Source organism: Corynebacterium aquilae DSM 44791, assembly GCF_001941445.1.
GTDB lineage: Bacteria > Actinomycetota > Actinomycetes > Mycobacteriales > Mycobacteriaceae > Corynebacterium > Corynebacterium aquilae.
The window spans coordinates 2,594,302-2,616,923 of the sequence record NZ_CP009245.1 but is presented as its reverse complement, the minus strand read 5'-3'; the positions used below and the strand labels follow the sequence as shown (position 1 = coordinate 2,616,923).

20 protein-coding genes are annotated in these 22,622 nt (G+C 62.0%); 12 read left to right on the top strand and 8 right to left on the bottom strand.

Annotated elements, in window-relative coordinates; genetic code table 11:
- Window positions 1–79 precede the first annotated feature (79 nt).
- On the top strand, window positions 80–937 hold the full coding sequence (locus CAQU_RS11060) for a nitrilase-related carbon-nitrogen hydrolase (RefSeq protein WP_075727736.1): 858 nt from the start codon (window positions 80–82) through the stop codon (window positions 935–937).
- Window positions 938–964: 27 nt separating this feature from the next.
- On the opposite strand, the gene CAQU_RS11055 is transcribed toward CAQU_RS11060, so the two are convergent.
- A complete protein-coding gene (locus CAQU_RS11055) occupies window positions 965–2,170 on the bottom strand; it encodes a hypothetical protein (protein ID WP_075727734.1) in 1,206 nt (401 codons plus the stop codon).
- A gap of 270 nt (window positions 2,171–2,440) precedes the next feature.
- On the opposite strand from CAQU_RS11055, the gene clpB reads away from it, so the two are divergent.
- The 6 genes from clpB (at window position 2,441) to CAQU_RS11025 (ending at window position 10,177) form a co-directional block, all read left to right on the top strand.
- Window positions 2,441–4,999, top strand: coding sequence for an ATP-dependent chaperone ClpB (clpB, locus tag CAQU_RS11050; protein WP_075727732.1), 2,559 nt, complete (start codon window positions 2,441–2,443; stop codon window positions 4,997–4,999).
- A gap of 105 nt (window positions 5,000–5,104) precedes the next feature.
- Complete coding sequence (locus tag CAQU_RS11045) at window positions 5,105–5,938, top strand: sulfurtransferase (RefSeq protein WP_075727730.1); 834 nt, start codon at window positions 5,105–5,107, stop codon at window positions 5,936–5,938.
- Complete coding sequence (locus tag CAQU_RS11040) at window positions 5,935–7,587, top strand: hypothetical protein (RefSeq protein WP_075727728.1); 1,653 nt, start codon at window positions 5,935–5,937, stop codon at window positions 7,585–7,587. The genes CAQU_RS11045 and CAQU_RS11040 overlap by 4 nt, the downstream gene beginning before the upstream one ends.
- A gap of 59 nt (window positions 7,588–7,646) precedes the next feature.
- Window positions 7,647–8,201: an orotate phosphoribosyltransferase gene (gene pyrE / locus CAQU_RS11035; RefSeq protein WP_075727726.1), complete on the top strand. Its 555-nt coding sequence runs from the start codon at window positions 7,647–7,649 to the stop codon at window positions 8,199–8,201.
- Between the two features lie 6 nt (window positions 8,202–8,207).
- On the top strand, window positions 8,208–8,891 hold the full coding sequence (locus tag CAQU_RS11030) for a TrmH family RNA methyltransferase (RefSeq protein ID WP_075727724.1): 684 nt from the start codon (window positions 8,208–8,210) through the stop codon (window positions 8,889–8,891).
- Between the two features lie 101 nt (window positions 8,892–8,992).
- A complete protein-coding gene (locus tag CAQU_RS11025; RefSeq protein WP_075727722.1) occupies window positions 8,993–10,177 on the top strand; it encodes a glycoside hydrolase family 76 protein in 1,185 nt (394 codons plus the stop codon).
- Between the two features lie 97 nt (window positions 10,178–10,274).
- Here the strand turns inward: CAQU_RS11025 and CAQU_RS11020 are convergent, their stop codons facing one another.
- Window positions 10,275–10,979: a DedA family protein gene (locus CAQU_RS11020; RefSeq protein ID WP_075727720.1), complete on the bottom strand. Its 705-nt coding sequence runs from the start codon at window positions 10,977–10,979 to the stop codon at window positions 10,275–10,277.
- Between the two features lie 259 nt (window positions 10,980–11,238).
- On the opposite strand from CAQU_RS11020, the gene fbaA reads away from it, so the two are divergent.
- Both fbaA and CAQU_RS11010 read left to right on the top strand, forming a co-directional pair.
- Entirely contained in the window at window positions 11,239–12,273 is a 1,035-nt protein-coding gene (gene fbaA, locus CAQU_RS11015) for a class II fructose-bisphosphate aldolase (RefSeq protein ID WP_075727718.1), read from the top strand.
- 136 nt (window positions 12,274–12,409) lie between these two features.
- Window positions 12,410–13,549 (top strand): FUSC family protein, encoded by a 1,140-nt coding sequence (locus tag CAQU_RS11010; RefSeq protein WP_075727716.1) that lies wholly within the window; start codon window positions 12,410–12,412, stop codon window positions 13,547–13,549.
- Window positions 13,550–13,602: 53 nt separating this feature from the next.
- Here the strand turns inward: CAQU_RS11010 and CAQU_RS11005 are convergent, their stop codons facing one another.
- Both CAQU_RS11005 and CAQU_RS11000 read right to left on the bottom strand, forming a co-directional pair.
- Window positions 13,603–13,896: a hypothetical protein gene (locus CAQU_RS11005; protein WP_075727714.1), complete on the bottom strand. Its 294-nt coding sequence runs from the start codon at window positions 13,894–13,896 to the stop codon at window positions 13,603–13,605.
- Window positions 13,897–14,170: 274 nt separating this feature from the next.
- Complete coding sequence (locus CAQU_RS11000; protein ID WP_075727712.1) at window positions 14,171–14,977, bottom strand: hypothetical protein; 807 nt, start codon at window positions 14,975–14,977, stop codon at window positions 14,171–14,173.
- Window positions 14,978–15,070: 93 nt separating this feature from the next.
- Between CAQU_RS11000 and CAQU_RS10995 the strand changes: the two genes are divergently transcribed.
- Window positions 15,071–16,366 (top strand): adenylosuccinate synthase, encoded by a 1,296-nt coding sequence (locus CAQU_RS10995; protein WP_075727710.1) that lies wholly within the window; start codon window positions 15,071–15,073, stop codon window positions 16,364–16,366.
- A gap of 214 nt (window positions 16,367–16,580) precedes the next feature.
- On the opposite strand, the gene CAQU_RS10990 is transcribed toward CAQU_RS10995, so the two are convergent.
- From CAQU_RS10990 to CAQU_RS10980, 3 genes are all read right to left on the bottom strand, one after another.
- On the bottom strand, window positions 16,581–18,134 hold the full coding sequence (locus CAQU_RS10990; protein WP_157109007.1) for a hypothetical protein: 1,554 nt from the start codon (window positions 18,132–18,134) through the stop codon (window positions 16,581–16,583).
- Window positions 18,131–18,937: an ABC transporter ATP-binding protein gene (locus tag CAQU_RS10985; protein WP_075727706.1), complete on the bottom strand. Its 807-nt coding sequence runs from the start codon at window positions 18,935–18,937 to the stop codon at window positions 18,131–18,133. The genes CAQU_RS10990 and CAQU_RS10985 overlap by 4 nt, the downstream gene beginning before the upstream one ends.
- Before the next feature lie 110 nt (window positions 18,938–19,047).
- Window positions 19,048–19,551, bottom strand: coding sequence for a phosphoribosyltransferase (locus CAQU_RS10980; protein ID WP_075727704.1), 504 nt, complete (start codon window positions 19,549–19,551; stop codon window positions 19,048–19,050).
- A gap of 80 nt (window positions 19,552–19,631) precedes the next feature.
- On the opposite strand from CAQU_RS10980, the gene CAQU_RS10975 reads away from it, so the two are divergent.
- Together CAQU_RS10975 and purT are read left to right on the top strand one after the other, a co-directional pair.
- Complete coding sequence (locus tag CAQU_RS10975; protein ID WP_075727702.1) at window positions 19,632–20,621, top strand: ADP-ribosylglycohydrolase family protein; 990 nt, start codon at window positions 19,632–19,634, stop codon at window positions 20,619–20,621.
- A 64-nt stretch (window positions 20,622–20,685) separates the two neighbouring features.
- Entirely contained in the window at window positions 20,686–21,897 is a 1,212-nt protein-coding gene (gene purT, locus CAQU_RS10970; RefSeq protein WP_075727700.1) for a formate-dependent phosphoribosylglycinamide formyltransferase, read from the top strand.
- An 80-nt stretch (window positions 21,898–21,977) separates the two neighbouring features.
- Here purT and CAQU_RS10965 read toward each other — a convergent pair whose 3' ends face one another.
- The gene (locus tag CAQU_RS10965; protein ID WP_075727698.1) at window positions 21,978–22,484 is read right to left on the bottom strand and encodes a GNAT family N-acetyltransferase; all 507 of its coding nucleotides are present in this window, start codon (window positions 22,482–22,484) and stop codon (window positions 21,978–21,980) included.
- Window positions 22,485–22,622 lie beyond the last annotated feature (138 nt).

The window sequence follows — 22,622 nt, the reverse complement described above, 5'->3', positions numbered from 1 at the left end:
TGTGAAAAAAGTGGGTGGGGGGCATCTTTTTTCCTCTTGTCCACAGTCCTGGGGGTGGGGTTGCGGTTAGGGTGGACGCATGCGTATTTCCCTCGTGCAGATGACCTCCGGCAAGGATGTGCCCACCAATATTGAACGCGCCTGCGATTTCATTCGTGAGGCAGCTGAAAAGGGTTCCTCGCTGGTGGTGTTTCCCGAAGCGACCATGGCGTCTTTTGCGGTTGGAAAGCTTGATGGTGTGGCCGCCGAATACGGCGATACTTTTGCTGCCCGCCTGCAGGCAACCGCCCGGGAGTGTGGCGTGGTGGCGGTTGCCGGCATGTTTAGCCCCGCCGATACGGTGCAGCGCAACGGGAAAACGATTCACCGGGTGGAAAATCTGGCCGGCATTTTCGGCCTTGATGCCCAACAGTTTTACGCCAAATTCCACTGCTATGACGCTTTCGGTTTCCGCGAGTCCGATACTGTGCGCGCCGGCGAGGACCTCGTTGTCTTCGAGGTCGATGGTGTGAAGGTGGGGGTGGCGATCTGTTTCGATATCCGTTTCCCCGAGCAGTTTGTGCGTTTGGCGCAGTTGGGTGCGGAAGTCATTGTGGTTCCCGCCTCCTGGGCGCAGGGGCCGGGCAAGGCTGAGCAGTGGGAGCTATTGGCGCGTGCCCGCGCGTTGGATTCGACCAGTTTTGTGTTGGCCTGCGATCAGGGGTGTCCTGCGGATGAGGATCCGGAAAGCCCCACCAAGGTGCCTTTGGGGGTGGGCCGTTCGGTGGTGGTGGCCCCCAACGGGCAGGTCGAGCACCGTGCCGGCAGTTATGAGGAGGTGGTTCACGTCGACATTGACCTGGACAAGGTCGGTGCGATGCGCGCCCAGGTGCCGGTGGTGGCGATGCGGGAAGACATGCCGGTGGTGGGGCTGCACCCGGTGTCTGACCAGCAGTAGCAGCCCCTGGGGGGAGGCGTTGTGGGGTTAGAGGGGGCGTGCGGTGGGCAGCCGGTTGTCCAGCTCGAGGCGCTGGATCTTGTCTACCGGGGTTCCCCCGGCGGTTAGGGCGGAAACGATGGCGTCGACTTCTGCGGGCGCGCCTGCCACGATGATGTTGCGGTCTTCCCAGGTGCCGAAGCTGGCGGCGACCTGCCCGACGTCGCCGACGCGGGTGACGTGCAGGCCGCGGGGTGGCTGGCTGTGTTCACTGGGGCGCACCCACCAGGTGTCGGTGTCGTGCTTGACGACCGGCACTACTGAAAGCAAAGGGGAGGTGGCGGCGGTGTGCCACAGTGAGAGCAGGTCGTACAGTTCCCCGGGGTAGTCGGCGCCGACGAAGAAATGAATCCGTGGCGGGGTGGCCTGCATCATCACGTCTGCGGTGATGGCGCGCAGGGGAGCGATGCCGGCGCCGGCCGAAATGAGCAGCAGGTCGCTGTCGAGGGTGACGTTGATCGGCTCGTAGGGGGCGGCGATTCGCCAGCGGTCGCCGACTTTCGGGGTGGTGATGAAGGCGTCCGCCCCGGGGATATCCGGGATGGGGATGTGGAACTCCAACTGCCCGTACTCGTTGGCGGGAAAAGCGGGGCAGAGGGTGCGCCACACCCCGGGGTCGAGCTCGCCGCACACGGCGAGCGCCCCGCCGGCAGGGTGCTTGACGGGGGCGTCTGCCTGCACCCGGATGACATGGAAACGCCGGCAGCGTTTGTCGACTTCCACCACGGTGCCGCCGGTGTAGGCCGGGTAGCCGGCCATATCCGCCTGGTGTGCGGCGGCGGCCATGGTCTGGCAGCACTGGTTCAAAAGCGAGGTGGCGGCCTGTTGGGCTGCCGAATTCGGCGGCAGTAAAGCCGCCCTGCAGGCCGCATCCACCCCGGCCGCTAGAGAGCGGGCAAACAGGGGATAGTGTGCCGGGTCGGTATCCGAGCGGCGATGTTCCGTGCCCAACTGGCTGATGACGGCCTGGGTAAATTCGCCGATGGTGGTGGGGTTATCCTCCCCGGTGTCGGCGACGGTGGTGCGCAACGCCCAAACCACCGCGAGCACCAATTCCTCGTGGGCGGCGGGTTGCTTGTTCAGCGTCAGGGCCTGTGGGCAGCGGGAGGCGAAATCGGTGTGCACCGCGCGGTGGAAGACGCGGGGGTGCGTTGCGATGGCGGTGGCGACCGTGGAGACGCTGGGGGTGGGCATTGCTCTATTGTGCCACCACCGTGAAAAACTGGGGTGCTTTGCGGAACCCAACGGGGTTGAGTGACGTTGACTCAATGACGAACTGGGAAGAAAGGGGACTAGCCGGTTGTGACAGGTTGGAAAAAATCTAAAAAAAGTTAGACTTGAGTGGAATAGACTCAACTTGTGGTTGGTTGCATCTAGTGACGCCCCCGCCACGGGCCGGTGATACACCGCCCCGCGAATCCACCCGGGGGAGACAAAAATTTAAATAAGGAGAAACACTTCACAATGAACGCTTTTAACCCCACCACCAAAACCTCGGAGGCCATGCAGGCAGCCCTGCAGCAGGCCTCCAGCAACGGAAACCCCGATATCCGCCCGGCCCACCTGCTGGTGGCCGTACTCGACCAGACCGACGGCATTGCCGCCCCGGTCCTTAAAGCCGCAGGCGTAGAACCCCAAGAGGCCTTGAAAAAGGCCCAGGCATTAGTCGACAGTTACCCCAAGGCCCAAGGCTCCGGGATGGCGAACCCGAACTTTAACCGCGACGCCCTCAACGCGCTGACCGCAGCCCAAGAGCTCGCCGGCGAACTCGGCGACGAATACGTCTCCACCGAGGTGCTGATGGCCGGCATCGCCCGCGGCGAATCCGACGCCGCAAAGATGCTCGCCGAAATGGGCGGCACCTACGACGCCATCAAGGGCGCTTTTACCACCGTGCGCGGATCCGCAAAGGTCACCACCGAAGACCCCGAGGGGCAGTTCCAGGCCCTGGAGAAATACTCCACCGACCTGACCAAACGTGCCCGCGAAGGCAAAATCGACCCAGTGATCGGCCGTGACGAGGAAATCCGCCGCGTGGTACAGGTGCTCTCGCGCCGCACCAAGAACAACCCGGTCCTCATCGGTGAGCCCGGCGTCGGTAAAACCGCCATCGTCGAAGGCCTAGCCCGCCGCATCGTCGCCGGCGACGTACCCGAGTCCCTCAAGGGCAAAACGTTGATCTCCCTCGACTTGGGCTCCATGGTCGCCGGCGCGAAATACCGCGGCGAGTTCGAGGAGCGCCTCAAGGCAGTCCTGGACGAGATCAAAAACGCCGACGGCCAGATCATCACCTTCATCGATGAGATCCACACCATCGTCGGCGCCGGTGCTACCGGGGATTCCGCCATGGATGCCGGCAACATGATCAAGCCGCTGCTCGCCCGCGGTGAGCTGCGCCTGGTCGGTGCCACCACCCTGGAGGAATACCGCAAATACATCGAAAAAGACGCCGCCCTGGAACGCCGCTTCCAGCAGGTCTACGTCGGTGAACCCTCCGTCGAGGACGCCATCGGCATCCTGCGCGGACTCAAAGAACGCTACGAAGTCCACCACGGTGTCCGCATCCAGGACTCCGCACTGGTCGCCGCGGCATCCCTATCGGACCGCTACATCACCTCCCGCTTCCTGCCGGACAAAGCCATCGACCTGGTCGACGAGGCAGCCAGCCGCCTGCGCATGGAAATCGACTCCTCCCCACAGGAAATCGACGCCCTCGAACGCGTAGTACGCCGCCTCGAGATCGAAGAAATGGCCCTGGCCAAAGAATCCGATGCCGCCAGCGTCGAACGCCTAGCCAAACTGCGCCAAGAACTCGCCGACGAGCGTGAAAAACTCGGCGAGCTCACCGCCCGCTGGTCCAACGAGAAAAACGCCATCGACAAAGTTCGCGGCGCCAAGGAAGAACTCGAACGGCTGCGCCAAGAATCCGAAATCGCCGAACGCGACGGCGACTACGGACTCGTCGCAGAACTGCGCTACGGCAAAATCCCCGAGCTGGAAAAGGAGGTCGCCGAAGCCCAAGCACAGGTCGAAGCCTCCGGCGGACAATCCATGCTCAGCGAAGAGGTCACCCCCGACACCATCGCCGAAGTGGTCTCCGCCTGGACCGGCATCCCCGCCGGCAAGATGATGCAAGGCGAAACCGAAAAACTCCTCGAAATGGAGTCCTACCTCGCCAAACGCGTCGTCGGCCAAGCCGAAGCAGTCACCGCCGTCTCCGACGCCGTCCGCCGCGCCCGCGCAGGAGTAGCCGACCCCAACCGGCCCACCGGCTCCTTCCTGTTCCTCGGCCCCACCGGCGTCGGCAAAACCGAACTGGCTAAATCCCTAGCCGAGTTCCTCTTCGACGACGAACGCGCCATGGTGCGCATCGACATGAGCGAATACGGCGAAAAGCACGCCGTCGCCCGCCTCGTCGGTGCACCCCCCGGATACGTCGGCTACGACCAGGGCGGACAGCTCACCGAAGCAGTCCGACGCCGCCCCTACACCGTCGTCCTGTTCGACGAGGTGGAAAAGGCCCACCCGGACGTCTTCGACATCCTCCTGCAGGTCCTCGACGAAGGCCGCCTCACCGACGGCCAAGGCCGCACCGTCGACTTCCGCAACACCATCCTGATCCTCACCTCCAACCTCGGAGCAGGAGGAACCCGGGAGCAGATGATGGACGCCGTCAAAGCAGCCTTCAAACCGGAATTCGTCAACCGCCTCGACGACGTCGTCATCTTCGACGCCCTGTCCGCCGACCAGCTCACCAGCATCGTCGACATCCAAATCGAGCAGCTCGCCGCCCGCCTGGCAGCCCGCCGCCTCACCCTGGACGTCGACACCGACGCCAAGAAATGGCTCGGCGAACGCGGCTACGACCCGGCCTACGGTGCGCGCCCGCTGCGCCGCCTCATCCAGCAAGCCATCGGCGACACCCTCGCCAAGAAACTGCTGGCAGGCGACATTCGCGACGGCGACACCGTCCGCGTCACCCTCGCCGAAGACGGCGAAAGCCTCGAGCTAGCCCGCGGCTAAACACCCCCCAGTGCCCCACCCCTTTCCCAACAAAGGGGCGGGGCACTGTTTCTTTTTTCCGCCCACACACCAAATCCACAGGCCGACGGCGCTAAACTTGCGGCCATGGGCATCACCATTAGCGCACACGAGCTCGCACAAGAGATCCGCCGCGGCGGCAAAAACACCATTTTGGCGTCCTTCTGGCTCCCCGGCGAAGGAGCCGGACACACCAAATACAACTCAGAACACATCCCCACCAGCCTGTTCTGCGACCCCGCCACCTCCCTGTCCTCCGTTCCCTCCTCCCGACAGGGCCGCAACCCCCTGCCCGACGCAGACACCCTCCAACGGGCCTTCGAAGAATGGGGACTCGACGTCAACCACAACGTCATCGTCTACGACGGCGGCAAAGGACTATTCGCAGCCCGCGCCTGGTGGATCCTCACCTGGGCCGGCATCGAAAACGTGCGCATCCTCGACGGCGGCATGGCCGCCTGGGAAGCAGCCGGCTACGACGTCGTCGGCGGACCCGGCAACCTCCACGGCCACTGCACCCGCCGCCCCAACCCCGGACAACTCCCCGTCGCCGACATCGACGACGTGAAATCCGGCAAATACCTCCTCCTCGACACCCGCGAAGCCAACCGCTACGCCGGCAAAAAAGAACACCTCGACCTCAAAGCCGGCCACATCCCCGGCGCCGTCAACGTCCCCACCCGCGAACTGTTCAACGAGGACAACACCTACCGCAGCCCCGAAGAACTCAAAAAAATCTTCCGCGACGCAGGCGTCGACGACCCCTCCAAGGTCATCGTCTACTCCGGCTCCGGCATCCACTCCGCCGTCGCCATCGCAGCCATGCACCAAGCCGGCCTCGAAGGCGCCGCCGTCTACATCGGCGGCTGGTCCCAATGGTGCGCCAACCCCAAAAACCCCGTGGAGCGTGGCACCGAGTGATCGCCATACTCGCCGGCGTGGGCGTCGCCGCAATCGGCGGCGTACTGCTGTGGCTCGAACGCCACAACCACCAGCACACCACCCCCACCGACACCCCACGGCCCGACCAGACCGTACACACACCCCCTGAGCCCCCCATCGCCCAGGAGGACCCCACCGACGACTGGTTCGAAGCCCTGGCCGACGACGCCCCGGAAACCACCCCCGTCACCTACGAAGACGAACCCAAACTTCCCACCGTCGGCGAGCTCACCCACGCCACCGAACCCACCCCAACACAAGCCCCGGAACCCACCGCGGGCCCAAGCAGCGAGCCCACCGCAGTCGACATCGACGACGACGTGGAATCCTCCCTCGGAGACGTGCCCGTCTACCGCACCCTCGCACACCCCACCGAGCCCGCCGACACCACAGAAACTGTCGACCCAACCGAGCCCGCAGACAACGACGACACCCCCGCGCCGGCGGAGTCTGCACACTCTACTGACTCCGGCACGGATGACACTGCCGACAGTGGCACGGTCGACTCTGCCGACACCATCGCGGCCAACGACACCACCGCGCAATCTGCATCCTCCGAAACCCCCGCCGAAGGCATCCCAGGCACACCCGATGTGGACCACCCCACCGGCGAGGACCACGCTATCGCCGGCGCCACCGAAGAAGAACTAGCCGACACCGCCGGCGAACCCGCACCCACGGCAGAAACCTCCACAGAGACTGCCACCAGTGCACCAGCCGAAGAAGAACCCGCCCACAGCAAACTCCACCCGCTGATCAAGGCGCTGCCCGGAGGGGCGCGCCGGGAACGCAAAGCCTGGGCGGAAGTCAACGACTTTGTCTACGACAAACAGGACGAATACCTCGCTGATGAGTGGTCCCGTGGCCCTGCCACTTTGCCGTCTACCGCGCACGACATCGTCTCCGGTGTGGCCTGCGGCTACGACATGCACGTCGTCGATCTGGGAGGATCCACGCTGCTGGCACTGCGGCGCGCCGCCGCAAGTGACGCGCTGGTCGAATTCACCCGGGCTTCCGCCCCGGTATCCGAAGACCTCATTCCCGGGCCCAGCCTGGGAGACTTCACCATGTCCTGCAGCGAGGAAGTAGCCGTTGACCGCCTGGTTGATGCCCGGCTGCGCACCGCCATTAGCAACATGCCCGAAGCAGTTGAGATGGTGTGGGCGGAATCCGATTGGGTTGTCGCCAGCCTGGACCGGCACTCCAACCCCACAGACTGGGATGACGCGCTGGCCCCGCTCGCGATGGTGGCTGACGTGATGCACGCTCTGCCCGCCCGTGGAATTCTGGCGCACTGGCCCACCGACATCGTCACCGACCCGACGCGCGCTCTACCGCAGCCGGTGATGTTGGAAGAAGACAGCGAATCGCCAGAGCCGGAAGAACCATCCCGGCCGCAGGTGGTACGCCCCGAGGTCGCCCCTGAGCTGCCGTCCCGCGCGGTCGGCACCAGCCTCGGCCACGTGCCCTTGACGGACATCGGCGCTGACGAGTTGGATGCCATCGCGGACAAGATGACGCCGCCGGCTTCCGCTGGGTTCAATGGTTCCCGGCTGGTGCGAAACCAGCCACTGGATTCGTCGATCTTCCACGACGCCAGCGACGGCGAGGATGGACAATCCGACTAGACTCGTGCGGTGAGGAAAAACTTTCCCACGCCAACCATGTGATTGAGGAGTAGTGCGCCGTGAGTGTGCCCACCGTGAATGCTGAAGACCGTGCCCGCCTGGCGGAGCTCGTCAAACAACTCGCCGTCGTGCACGGCAAGGTGACTTTGAGCTCCGGCAAGGAAGCCGACTACTACGTCGATTTGCGGCGCGCGACCCTGCAGCACGAATCCTCGCCGCTGATCGGTCGGCTCCTGCGTGAGCTCACCGCGGACTGGGACTTCGATGCCGTGGGTGGACTCACGCTGGGTGCAGACCCGGTGGCCACCGCCATCATGCTCGCCCCCGGTCGCCCCATCGATGCTTTCGTGGTGCGCAAGGAAGCCAAAAAGCACGGCATGCAGCGCCGCATTGAGGGCGCAGACGTGGTGGGCAAGCGGGTGTTGGTGGTCGAAGACACCACCACTACCGGCAATTCCCCCCTCACCGCAGTGGCGGCGCTGAAAGAAGCCGGTGCCATCGTGGTGGGTGTCGCCACCGTCGTGGACCGCGCTACCGGCGCCGACAAGGTGATTGCGGACGAGGGGCTGGAATACCGCTTCCTGCTGGGTCTGGACGACCTGGACCTCGCCTAAGTACACATGGCTGAACAACCTTTCACACCGCCCATCGAGCGGGGGCCGACGGAATGGTTTCCCGCCCGACGTGGCGTAGGCCCCTGGGAGGAAGAACACCCCGGGCAGCCACGCCCGAGCGATGAGCGCTACGATCCGGAGTTGCTCGATGGTGGCGATAGCCGCAACGTGGTGGACGCCTACCGGTACATGACCCGCGATGCCATCGTCGCTGACATCGACACCCGCCGCCATGAGCTGCACATCGCGATCGAAAATTTCGAAAACGATGCCAACATCGGCACGGTGGTGCGCACCGCGAACGCTTTCGCTGTGGCGACGGTGCATATTGTGGGCCGGCGACGCTGGAATCGTCGCGGGGCGATGGTGACCGATCGTTATCAGCACCTACTGCACCACGACAGTGTTGCTGATCTGATGGCGTGGGCGCGGGAGCAAGACCTGACCGTGGTGGCCATCGACAACACCCCCGGTTGCGTTCCCTTGGAGACGGCCGAGCTGCCGCGCCGGTGCCTGCTGCTGTTTGGGCAGGAAGGCCCCGGGGTGAGCGAGGACGCGCAGCAGGCTGCGACAATGACCTGTTCCATTGCCCAGTTTGGGTCGACGCGCAGCATCAACGTCGGTGTCGCCAGCGGTATCGCGATGCATGCATGGATTCGGCAGCATGCTGACCTGCGCAACGCGTGGTAGGTCCCTGGCGGGGGTGCGGGCATTTAACCCACGCGGATGAGCGTGGTAGAAGTGTGTAACGACTGTGTAACAATGCAGACGATCAACGCGAAGAGATAATCGTGCAAGAAAAATGGGCGCACCGGGCTGACCTGGCTGAGGCAGCCATCAATGAGCGACACTCCAGCCGAGTGTGGGGCATCCCCCGCACCAATTTGGCAGTGGTTAGTTGGCCGGCAACCGCCAAAGACAAGGCTTTTTTCCGGTGGCACTACTGGTGGCAGGCCCACTACCTGGATTGCCTCATCGACGCGGCAAATCGCCGCACCACCGCCCCGCGGGTGCGCATCATCAAAAACACCATGCGTGGCATCCGCCTGCGAAACCTGCGGGGGCTGGCGTCCAACCGCTACTACGACGACAAGTCCTGGCTGGCGCTGGCGGCCGGGCGCGTCGGCGGAGTGAAAAAGCTGCGCGTGCCTTCCCGCATCCGCGAGCTAGAACTCGACATCATCTCCGGCAAGGATGGGCTGACGGGGGTGCTGCCCTGGCGCACCAACGAAACCTTCTACAACGTGCCCACCAATGGGCCGGCCGCAATCATGATGGCGCGTACCGGTCGACTGGATCAGGCGATGGCACTGACGGACTGGGTTTATGACAACCTGGTCGACGAGCGCGGCTTGATCATGGACGGGGTGCGCATGCGCATGCACGGGCCCGACGTTGTTAAAGACATCCACCCTTACTGTCAGGGCGTGATGTTGGGTGCTTGCCTGGAGATCTCCAATCGCCTGCGAGAACACACTGGTGTCACCGATGTGGCCAGCGTGGAGGACGCCGAGAAAGCCGACGAGGTACTGCGCTATGTGACGCGTTTGCGGGACTTGGTCCACGCCATCGCCAAAGACATGGCCACCCCGCAGGGTGTTATCGACTGGAACACTGGCGGCGGTGACGGAGGCCTATTCAAAGGCATCCTGGTGCGTTATCTCGCGGACGTGGCCGTTTCGTTGCCGGATGACACCCGGCTGAATAAGGCCACTAAGAAAATTGCTGCTCGACTGGTGCTGTCGAGTGCGGAAAGCGTGTGGAACCACCGCCTCGAAGTCGATGGCCTGCCCGTTTTCGCGGCCTCCTGGACTGAGGATGCGCGCCTGCCGCAAAACACCGGCCCAGTCGGTTCCTCCCATGGTGGTGCAGTCAGCGGTTCCAGCATCCCCGAGCGCGACCTGTCGGTACAGCTGTCCGGCTGGATGCTGCTGGAGGCTGCAGCCCGCGTCGCGGCCGCTGGCTACGAGCGCTAGGTCCGGCCGCCCGCTGGGTGGGTGCGCCCATGAAAAGCCACTAAAAAAGGTCCTGACCCTCACACGAGGAGTCAGGACCTTTTGGGCTTGTGAGCTGTTACTTCACGCGCGGGGTGCTGTTTGCCTTTTTGGAGGCCTTGCGACCCTTAATGGCGCCGATGACGCCCGGCATGATGGACACCAACACGATGGAAATGAAGATGATGTCGATGTTGTCGGCAACCCACTGGTACTGGCCCAGCCAGGAGCCCAGCAGGGTGACGCCGGCGCCCCAGATCAGAGCGCCCGCGATGGAGAAGGGGAAAAACACCCGGTAATCCATGCGGCTCATGCCGGCGACGAGTGGGGCGTAGGTGCGCACGATCGGAACAAAGCGGCAAATGATGACGGTAATGGGGCCGTGCTTTTCGAAGAAGGCGTGGGATTCTTCGAGGTATTCCTTCTTGAAGATTTTGCCGTCGGGCCGGTTTTGGAGGTGCTCGCCAAATTTACGGCCAATCCAGTATCCGGACTGGTCGCCGAGGAAGCTCGCCAGCGGGATGAAGATCAGCAGCTGCCACAGCGGGGCAAAAGGATCCGGTTGGCTGGAGAGCATGCCCGCGGTGAACAGCAAGGAATCACCAGGCAGCAGCGGGAAGAGAAGACCAGATTCGATGAAGACGATGGTGAAAACGGCCGGGAGGATGAAGTTTCCGAAAGGTCCGGAGCCGGACAGGAGGTACATCGGATCCATCCAGTCGGGGCCGAGGGCCATGACTTGGGTGATCGTGGTGGTGCAGTCGGTGAAACAAGCGGAGCTCATAGTTTTGCCATCTTAGCCGTAGTGCGGGGGTAGAGGGTGGCCAACAACTCGCAGACGGTGGCGCAACTCACGTTTGTATTTCCAACGTTGCCTAGGCCTCAAAAGTGCAGGTCATCGCGTTCTCTTTTTGGTAATCCTCCCGAATGGGCACCAATGTGAGAAAAATCGGGAGCAATCGGGCAACCAAGCGGGCACTTTGCGGGGCATAATTGAGGGCAGATTCTTATCAACCGCCTTTCCACTTCGGAGGTTCCCCCTTATGCCCATCGCAACTCCTGAGGTCTATGCCGAGATGCTGACCAAGGCCAAGAAGAACGGCTACGCTCTTCCGGCCATCAACTGCACATCTTCCGAGACCATCAACGCCGCTCTGAAGGGCTTCGCCGATGCCGAGTCCGACGGCATCATCCAGTTCTCTACCGGTGGCGCAGAGTTCGGCTCTGGTCTGAACGTGAAGAACATGGTCAAGGGTGCAACCGCTCTGGCTGCTTTCGCTCACGAGGCCGCCAAGAACTACCCGATCAACATCGCGCTGCACACCGACCACTGCCAGAAGGAGAAGCTGGACACCTACGTTCGTCCGCTGATCGCTATCTCCCAGGAGCGCGTCGACCGTGGCGAGCTGCCCCTGTTCCAGTCCCACATGTGGGATGGTTCCGCTATTCCGATCGACGAGAACCTCGAGATCGCTCAGGAACTGCTGGCTAAGGCTAAGGCCGCCAACATCATCCTGGAGCTGGAGATCGGTGTCGTCGGTGGCGAAGAGGACGGCGTTGAGGCTAAGGCCGGCGCTCAGCTCTACACCTCCGTTGAGGACTTCGAGAAGACCGTCGATGCTATCGGCACCGGCGAGAAGGGCCGCTACCTGCTGGCCGCAACCTTCGGCAACGTTCACGGCGTGTACAAGCCGGGCAACGTCAAGCTGCGCCCCGAGGTGCTGCTCGAGGGCCAGAAGGCTGCTGCCAAGAAGCTGGGCCTGGATGAGAACGCTATGCCGTTCGACTTCGTCTTCCACGGTGGCTCCGGCTCCGAGAAGGAGAAGATCGAAGAGGCTCTGCGTTACGGCGTTGTGAAGATGAACGTCGACACCGACACCCAGTACGCTTTCACCCGCCCGATCGTTGGCCACATGTTCAACAACTACGACGGTGTGCTGAAGATCGACGGCGAGGTCGGCAACAAGAAGGTTTACGACCCGCGTTCCTACCTCAAGCTTGCTGAGGCCGGCATGGCTGAGCGCATCGTTGAGTCCTGCACCGACCTGCACTCCGTTGGCACCACTTTGAGCAAGTAAGCCGACACGGCCTGCCACCCGACTAGGGTGGTCGGCATGTAAGTGTTACACAGCCCCGAGCGCATCCCCCTTTCCTTTGGGTGGGATGCGCCCGGGGTTCGTTGTTGTTCCCCCTACGAAGGCTAAAACTTTCCACATGTTGGATCTGCATTATTCGCCCCAGCTGATCACTACCCGCTGGCATCGTTTGCGCGCCTCGCTGTTTCCCATCTTGCAGGTGGGTGTGGCGGCCGGTTTAGCGAACTGGATCGCCCAGCACCTTTTCAGCCACCATCAGCCGTTTTTTGCGCCGATGGCGGCGGTGATTGTGCTGGGGTTGACCGGCGGTGACCGTTTGCGGCGCGCGGTGGAGCTCAATATTGGTGTCTCCCTCGGCGTCGGCATCGGCGATTTGTTTGTCGGGCATTTCGGCACCGGCTGGTGGCAGATGCCGTTGCTGGTGATGGTGTCGCTAGCGTTGGCCGTTTTTGTGGATAAGGGACCGCTGATGGCGACCCAGGCGGCGATTGGTTCGGTGCTGATCGCGACCATCATGCCGCCGGGTACTAGCGGCGGTTCGGGCCGCATGCTGGACGCCTTCGTCGGTGGTTTGGTGGGCGTGATGGTGATTGCGCTGCTGCCCACCAGTCCGTTGAAGGGTGGGCGCCAGGAGATTTCCAAGGTGCTGTTTTTGGCGTCGGCGACGCTGGAGAAGGTCGCAAGCGGGGTGCGGGAGAGCGATCCGGATAGTATTCAGGCTGCATTGCAGCGGGCGCGCGGTTCCCAGGCAAACATCAACGCCATGATTGCGGCCGCGAAGGAGGGCAAGGAGTCTTTGAAGGTGTCGCCGCTGTTGTGGCGCCAGAAGCATCAGGTGAATTCCTTGGTGCGGGTGCTTAACCCGGTCGATAATGTCATGCGTAATACGCGCGTGATGGCGCGCCGTTCGGTGGTGCTGGCCCAGGATCACGACACCGTCAGCGAGGAACAGATCCACATCATCCAGCAGTTGGCGGCCGTGACTGATCGGCTGGCGCATATGTATGCGGGCAGTGGTGCAAAAGATGCTTCGGCGGAGACCGCGGAGTTGACGAAGGTGCTGCGCAAGTTGGCGGCCCAGTCGGGTTTGGAGATCGCCCAGGATCGGGTGTTGTCTGCCCAGGTTATTTTGGGGCAGACCCGTTCGATCATTGTGGATTTGTTGCAGATTTGTGGCATGTCGCGCCGTAGTGCGCAGGCCACGTTGAGGCCCACTAGTGAGCATCCGGCGCTTCCGCCGGAGGTTGTCGAAGAATAATTTTGGCGGCGTGACCATCAGCTATTGTGGTCACGCCGCCAAAGTATGTGGGGTTAGGAAGAACCTAGCGGGTGGTAGGTGGTGGGTGCGCACTTCACAGGCTGCGGAGCTTCGGCGGTCTGCAACGCTGGGGTCCCAGCATTGGGTGCGGTGCAGTTGTTTTTGTTGGGCACGCTGCTGAAGACGTGTTGATGAACCTTGGCGAAGAATTCATCCTTGTCTGAAGCTTTGTCGTTGTCGGATGCGGCAACGTGAGAATATTCCGGCTGGAGCAGCGCCTCGCCGGCGAAGTGGAAGGGGGCGGCGATTGCGGCGAGTAGTGCGAGAACAATGTCAATGATGAACATGGTCGATCTTTCGTTTGTGGAAGGTGCTTAAGGCAGGTGCGAAAGTATTTCTTCCGACTTGGGGGGCAGGTTATTGGAAAAGTCACCCGTCGCAATAGCTGTGGGTGTATTTGGGGGTGGATCTCACCCAGCCTGGCAGGCAGGGTCTGCCTTGTGCTGAGTTGGTTGGCGTTAAATCCTCGCCGAGGAGGGGGGTTTCCTCTGGGTACGTTGTGGCGATTTTGTGTGAGGGGAGAAGAGTTTGGTGCTCCCCGGAGTGTTTTTAGGCTAAGGCCTAGTCGGGGCGTACGACTTGTGCGTCCCTTAGGTGCCGGTAGAAGGTGACTTTTTCTACTGAGCGGGGCCGTTGGATGCCGTCGACGGTGACGGTGAGTGCGGGTCCGCCGGCTTGGGCGGCGCGCCCGGTGAGCACGCTGGAGGCGTCGGCGGTGAGGTCTTCGTTGTGTAGTGCGACCCCTGCGAGCCCGGGCGCGTCGGTGGTGGGGACGATGCGGGCGCCTTTGGGCCCGGTCTTTTTGGCCCGCCCGAATAGTCCGGTTTGTGCGTGGTGGGAAATCAATACGTCGTTGTCGATGACGATTTCTCCGGTGAGTTGCCCGGCGCCGGCTTGGGTGATGGTGGCGGCACCCATCAAGGCGATGCCGGCATCGTCGCGGATGAGGGGCATGGGTTTGGCGTCCCCTTTGACCGCTTGGACGAGGCATTGGCTGGGGGTGTCGGGCAGGCCTAGTACTTGGGCGGCGGGTGAGGCGGGGTCGGTGGGGACGTAGGCGAGTTCCACCCACATGATGTCGGCGCGCATCAGTCTGGTGGCGACGGCGGATAGTGCGGAGTCGTTGCCGATGACGATGACTCGTAGTGGGCGCGGGGGTTGTTGTGGGGCGGGGCCGGGGGCGCCTTGTTCGGCCACATCCGGTTGGGCGGCGATTTCCTCTAGGGAGGGGGTGGGGTCGACCGGCAGGATGTCTTTGGCTGCGGCGTCGATGAACTTCAGTTCCCGTTGGCTGGGTACGGGCGGAAGGTGGTGGTTTTCGGCTCCTTCGAGCTCTGGTCCGTTGACGCCGCACAGACAAACAATCATGTGCCTAGTGTATGTGGTTGCCTGGTCGCCGGGGTAGAATGGGCAGCCGGTTTAAAAACTCTCGATCAGATGCAAAGGGACGGTACTGCCACTATGGCCGCAATCGTCATTGTCGGCGCCCAGTGGGGCGACGAAGGTAAAGGCAAAGCTACGGACATCCTCGGCGGTGTCGTCGACTATGTCGTCAAACCCAACGGCGGTAACAACGCTGGTCACACCGTGGTTGTGGGCGGCGAGAAGTACGAGCTGAAGCTCCTGCCGGCGGGTGTTCTCAGCGAGAACGCCACCCCGATTTTGGGCAACGGTGTGGTGATCAACTTGGAGGCTCTGTTCGACGAGATCGATGGCCTGGAGGCCCGTGGCGCTAACGCCTCCCGGCTGCGTATTTCCGCCAACGCACACGTTGTCGCCCCCTACCACCAGGTGCTTGACCGGGTGCAGGAGCGTTTCCTCGGTAAGCGCGCCATCGGCACCACGGGTCGCGGCATTGGCCCGACCTATGCCGATAAGGTTTCCCGCGTCGGTATCCGCGTGCAGGACATCTTTGATGAGTCGATTCTGCGTCAGAAGGTCGAATCTGCCCTGGATGTCAAAAACCAGATCCTGGTGAAGATGTACAACCGCAAGGCGATTGTCGCCGATGAGATCGTGGATTACTTCCTGTCCTATGCGGATCGTCTGCGCCCCATGGTCATTGATAGTGAGCTGGTGCTCAATAAGGCTCTGGATGAGGGCAAGCACGTGCTGATGGAGGGTGGCCAGGCCACCATGCTCGACGTGGATCACGGCACCTACCCGTTCGTGACCTCCTCCAACCCGACCGCCGGTGGTGCTTGCGTTGGTGCCGGTATCGGCCCGACCCGGATTACCAGCTCCCTGGGCATTATCAAGGCTTATACCACCCGCGTTGGCGCCGGCCCGTTCCCAACGGAGCTGTTCGACAAGTGGGGCGAGTACCTGCAGACCACCGGCGGTGAGGTCGGCGTGAACACCGGCCGTAAGCGCCGCTGTGGCTGGTACGACGCCGTGATCGCCCGCTACGCTTCCCGCGTCAACGGCTTCACGGACCTGTTCCTTACCAAGCTGGACGTGCTCACCGGTATCGGTGAGATCCCGGTGTGTGTCGCCTACGATGTTGATGGTGTGCGCTACGACGAAATGCCACTGACCCAGTCCGAGTTCCACCACGCCACCCCCATCCTGGAGACCATGCCGGCGTGGGATGAGGACATCACCAACTGCAAGACCTTCGAGGAACTGCCCCAAAAGGCTCAGGACTATGTCCTGTTCCTGGAGAAGGTCTCCGGCTGCCGGATCTCCTACATCGGTGTCGGCCCCGGCCGCGACCAGACCATCGTGCGCCACGATGTGATGCAGGAAGGCAAGTAGCCAAAAGCTACCTTTTCGGTCAGCCCCCAAGCCCCGCCAAAGCGACTTTTCAAGCTTCGCTTGGGCGGGGCTTTGTTGTGCCGGTGCCATCAGCGGTATGCGCATCATCTTCTTCCCACGGCAGCCGGCGTGTGGGCATAACGCCAAAAAGCATGGGCCCGTCTCCTGCCTAAGCTGAGGAGACGGGCCCATGCCTGTGGCCGGGGATTGGCCCTTAAACGTAGTTTTGCACCTTGGCGAAGATATCCGGCCACCGCTGCTCAAGGCGGCTAGTGGCGACGGAATAACACACCACCAACGTGACAATCGACAGCACGTAAGCGAGCACCATGCCGGGGACAAAGAACCAGTAGGACAAGACCAACCCCGGAACCAACGGAATCGCACCGCCACCGAGCGCCACAAACACCGTGATGAAGGCATTGCCCGACTGCTGGGAACGATCCTTCATCGCCGGCGTGCCAGGCTTTGCGGTGGGGAAAGGATTAAACACGCACAACATGAACGCGATACCCAGGTTGGAAATCGCAATTGCCGGGATCGCGACCGCCGCATAAGGGTAAAACGCGTGATCGCGCAGGATGAAAAACATGACGATCTCATAGGGAACCAGCAGCGGCAGCGCCAACGACGCGTAGGCGATCCCGTACTGCTTCAACAGCACCTTCGGGTTCACCCCACACACCATGTTCACCCAGTTACTGGGGCCATCCAGCCCGAGCGCGTTCATCAGCAAGTTGCCGCCAGCCATCGCCAGCAGCATCGCACCAAAATAGGGCAGGGGAGAATTCTCCATCACGGCGCCAACCGCCAAAAAACCCACCGCCATAATCGGCATCGCCACCAAGGTTTGAGTCATCCGGCTATCACGGCGGGCATAACGCCAAATACGGCTCCTCAGGGCTGCCGCCACAGTGGGGCGCTGACCCCGCAGCAGCACACTATCGGAGGTACGAGTCGGAGAATCATCCACATCGGAAGCAGTCGGCTCCGACAGGGCCTTCACAAAGGACCTGCCCCACAACCACCACAGCCCATACAACGTGCCGCCACCGATGAGTAGCGCACACAGCGCGCCGAACACATTGCCCCCAGCCAAAGCCGGGCCAACACCTGCAATAGCACCAAAGGGGGTGTACAAAGACACCCGAGTAATACGCGACAGAGTATCCGGGCTGACCTGCCCGTTAGTGACCACACTAAAAGCCATCCAGGCGGAGAAAATCACCAGGGACGTCACCAAACCCATGCGCTCTTTACTCTTGCGGTTTTTCGCCAAATTCGACGCCTGAGCAACAGCCTCAGCGCCCAAAATCGCAGTCACAGAGGCCAGCAACGAACCGATCACCCACACCGGAATCCACAGCCCATCACCGCCCTCAAACAGGGCGTAGCTGCCGGCAACGATCGTGATCACCGAACACAGCACAGCCAACGCGGAACGCACCTGCGCAAACGTAGCCACGGCAAGACCAGTACGAATATCGTTCGCACTCACCGGCAACGCCGCAAACTTCTCCGGCTGAATCTGAAACTCCGACGAAGGAATCACCCCAGCAAACAGCAAAAACGTAAACACCCCAAGGGCGGAAACACCCACGAGGTTCTCATAGTTCTCACCCGGCATGAACGCGATCGCGAACCCCAAGGCCACCGCGCCACCAAGGCCGTACAACACGAAAAAGACCAGCTGCAAAATCGCGCCCACGTTGCCGCGCATAGAGCGCTTCCACAGCGCAAAATGCAGCTTCAGGATAGTGCGCGTCACGAGGAAGCACCCCCCAACCAGCCCAAAGAACCAGTATCGACATCGCCGCCGCCAACCAAATCGACGAACACATCATCCAAACTGGAACCCTGGCGCACCTCATCACTAGTACCCGCAGTCAGCACCCGACCCTGGGCAACAATAGCGACGTGGTCACACAAGCCCTGCACCAGCTCCATCACGTGGCTACTCATCACCACCGTGCCACCCGCATCCCGATACGACGACAAGATCTGGCGAATATGGCGGGCACTCACCGGATCGACGGCCTCAAAAGGCTCATCCAAAATCAACACCTCAGGGCGGTGCAACAAAGCCGCAGCCAACAGAATCTTCTTCGTCATACCGGCCGAATAATCCACAATCAGCTTCGAATCACTTGGCAAATCCAACGTCTCAAGCAAACCCTGCGTACGCTGCGCGATAGTGCCCTCATCCATCCCCCGCAACAAGCCCACATAAGACAAAAACTCCGTCGCCGACAGGCGATCAAACACCGGCAAATTATCCGCCAACAAGCCATAAGCCGACTTCGCAGACACATTCGCACTGTGCTTGCTCCACACCTCATGCCCGGCAATCCACGCCTGACCATCACTGGGCCGCAACAAACCAGTCGCCATCGTGATAGCCGTCGTCTTGCCGGCACCATTAGGGCCGACAATGCCATAAAAACTCCCGCGAGGAATATCCAGATCAAGGTTATTGACAGCCGTATGCTCACCAAAAACCTTGGTCAACCCACGCAAAGCGATAGCGGGTACACGCGGATCCGGGTGCAAAGGTGCGAGAAAAGGAATCATGGTTTCCCATCCTAGCTGAAAAACCACCCCACTGTGTTGGGAAAAGTAATACACGTGGGTATGAAAAAACCACCGCCCAGCACAGCCAAGCGGTGGCACAAACAACAAACTTAAACGTTCGGAGTAACCGGCTTCTCCGCAGACCACGGGAAAACAATCCACTCATCAGTGCGCTTCCACACAAAATCCGGATCCACCTCAGAACGAGACTTCGCATACAACACAGCCGACTTACACGTCGCACCTTCCTTGGTCAACAGCTCCAACACCAAAGCCAAAGTACGACCCGAATCAGCCACATCATCCACCACCAGCAGCTTCTTATTACGGATCGAATTCACATCCAACAACGGCTCCAGCAGCACCGGATCAGGCAGAGTCTCCTCAACATCGGTATAAAACTCAACATTGATCGCATCGCTCAACTTCACCCCCATGGCATAACCCAACGCACCAGCGGGCAACAAACCACCGCGAGCAACCGCAATGATGATATCCGGCTCAAAACCGGAATCGGCAATGTTTTGAGCAAGTTCGCGGGAAGCGGCACCGAAACCGTCCCACGTCAAAATTTCCTTGACCTCAAGGTCTGAAGAGTCTGCGTGATAAGCCATAGTCCGATGTTACAGCGCGCCACCGCAACCGCATACACAATGGGCACAAAAAACACTTTCCCACCGCATACAGTAAACCTATGAACCCACACCACCAGACACACACCACCCTGCGCGACCGCGCCCGCGGCTGCCTCCTCGGACAATTCATCGGCGACTCCCTCGGCTCCCTCGTCGAATTCCAACCACCCGAACACATCCGCGCCACCTACCCCCACGGAGTGCGCGACATGGCCGACGGCGGAACCTTCAACATCCTCGCCGGACAACCCACCGACGACTCCCAAATGGCCATGATGCTCATCCACAGCCTGCTAGGCGCCACCCGCGATGAGAACAAACTCCCCCACTACGACGCCGACGACTGCCGCAACCGCTACCGCTGGTGGCTCGACACAGACCCCTTCGACGTCGGCAACACCGTCGCCGCAGCACTGCTGGGCGCGCCGGGGGTGGACTCCCAATCCAATGGCTCCTTGATGCGAGTCAGTCCCATCGCGGTGGCTTATGCGGCAGCCGATGACCAGCAGCAGGCTATTGCCAGGGCAATGGATGCGGCCGAACAAGACGCACAGATCACCCACCTCAACGAGGTGGTGATCGATAGCAATCGGGTCTACGTTGCTGCCATGGTGGTAGGCATCCGGGGTGGCGGCGTGGATGAGATGATTGCGACTGCCCGCGCACAGGCGCAAACACCCCAGGTGCGTGAAGCCCTCGATAGGGCGGTGGCGGGGGATTACCACGCGTACGAGCAGCACATGGGGTGGGTGCTGCTGAGCCTTTGCTTGAGTTTTTGGGCGCTGGCAGCCAGCCGCACCAGTGGCGTCGAGCAGGCCCTCGTGGATGTGATCTCGGTCGGCGGTGACACCGACACCCACGCCGCGATCGCCGGCGCGCTGCTGGGCAGCGCCTATGGGGCCAAGCAATGGCCCGGCCGGTGGGTTGCCACCGTGCTGCTGTGCACCCCGGACGAGCCCCGCCTGGCGGAAGGAAAACGGCTGCGGCGCGAATTTTTCGCCACCGATCTGCTGCGCCAGGCGGACACGCTCGTGGGCGTGGCGGACTAAAGGGGAGCTTTGGGGGTAGCCGGGATCGTTTTCGTTGCGCCCCAAGGTGGGTAAAGTTGGCGTCATGTTCACCTTAGATGCCCTCGGAACTCCCCTGAATCCCAGCGCCACGAAAGTCCTTTTGCTTGGATCGGGTGAGCTCGGTAAGGAAGTCGCTATCGCCTGCCAGCGCCTCGGCGTGGAGGTGCACGCCGCGGACCGCTACGACAATGCCCCCGCCCAGCAGGTGGCGCACTACGCCTACACCCTGGACATGAGTGACGCGAAAGCGCTTAAAGCGCTGGCGGAAAAAATCCGCCCGGATCTCATCGTGCCCGAAATTGAGGCCCTGGCCACCGACGCGCTGGCCGAGTTGGAGAAGGAAGGCTTCACCGTCATTCCGACGGCAAATGCCACCCAACTGACCATGAACCGGGAAGGTATTCGCCGTCTCGCCGCGGAAGAATTGGGGCTACCCACCAGCGCCTACGCCTTCGCCGAGACTTTTGCCGAGTTCGAAATCGCGGTCGGCCAGATGGGCTACCCCTGCGTGGTCAAGCCGGTGATGAGCTCCTCCGGTAAGGGCCAAAGCGTGATCCGCTCCGAGGAAGACATCGTGGCGGCGTGGGAGTACGCCATGAGTGGCGGTCGCGTGCACGCCGAAAAAGTCATCGTGGAACGTTTCGTCGACTTCGACTACGAAATCACCCTGCTGACGGTCCGCTCCATTGACCCGGCCACCGGCAAGCCGGCGACCTGGTTCTGCGAGCCGATTGGTCACCGTCAGGAATCCGGCGACTATGTCGAATCCTGGCAGCCGATGCCGATGACCGAAGCTGCGCTCGATACCGCCCGCAGCGTGGCAGCCCGCATCACCAATGCTTTGGGTGGCCGGGGCGTGTTCGGCGTGGAGCTGTTTATCAGTGGCGATGATGTGTACTTCTCCGAGGTCTCCCCGCGCCCGCACGACACCGGCATGGTCACCATGGCGTCGCAACGATTCTCCGAGTTCGAACTGCATGCCCGCGCGATCCTTGGTTTGCCGATTGATGTGACCTTGACGTCGCCCGGTGCCAGCGCTGTGATCTACGGTGGCTGCGAGGCAGAAGACGTGTCCTTTACCGGTTTGGCGGAAGCGCTAGCCCTGCCTGAGGTCGAGGTGCGCCTGTTCGGTAAGCCCGAATGTCATGAGCGCCGCCGCATGGGCGTGGCTATCGCCACCGCGGAGGACGTCGATACCGCCCGTCAGCGCGCAAGTGAGGCGGCTCAGCGCATTCATGCCCACCCGGTGAACTAGCTTTACACATCACGAAAACCCCGACGCCGTGCACGAGTGTGTGCGAAGCGGTCGGGGTTTTTACGTTGGGGCGTGTTGCGCTAGTTCTTTTCCAGCTGCATCGGAACGTGGTTGACCCCATCCCAGTCGAAAGTATTGCCGGCGGGGACGAAGCCGAAGGTGGCGTAGTAGTCGACCAGGTGTTCCTGGGCGGTGATCACGACCGGCATGCCGGGGTATTGTTCCTCGGCCAGGCGGATGGTTTGGCGCATGATTTCGGAGCCCAGACCCGCGTGGCGGGCGTCCTTGTCGACGCAGAGGCGGCCGATGTGGGCGACGGGGGCGGTGCTGTCGGCCGGTGCGGGCAGGTGTGCTTCGGCGGCGAATTCGGCGGCGGTGGTGGTGTAGACGCGGGCGGTGCCGCGCAGGACACGGTCGGTGTCGAAGGCTTGGACGTGGCTGGTGGTGTCCAGCGCGTCGGTGGTGTCGATTTCGGCGTACGGGCAGCGCTGCTCGTGCACGAAGATGTCTACGCGGAGCTTGTAGAGGTTGTGGACCTCCATGGGCGACATGGCGCGGAGGTTGGAGACAGCGAAGAAGTAAGTCATAGCGGGCTAACTTAGACCTCTTGGTCGCTTGTTGGCGAATTGAAACACCAATTTATGGCAAAAATACACCACCCCACCCGCCTGTGAGTTGCTTCACTTCTTCGGCGGGTGGGGTGGCTGTGGTCTAAGCGGGGGCGT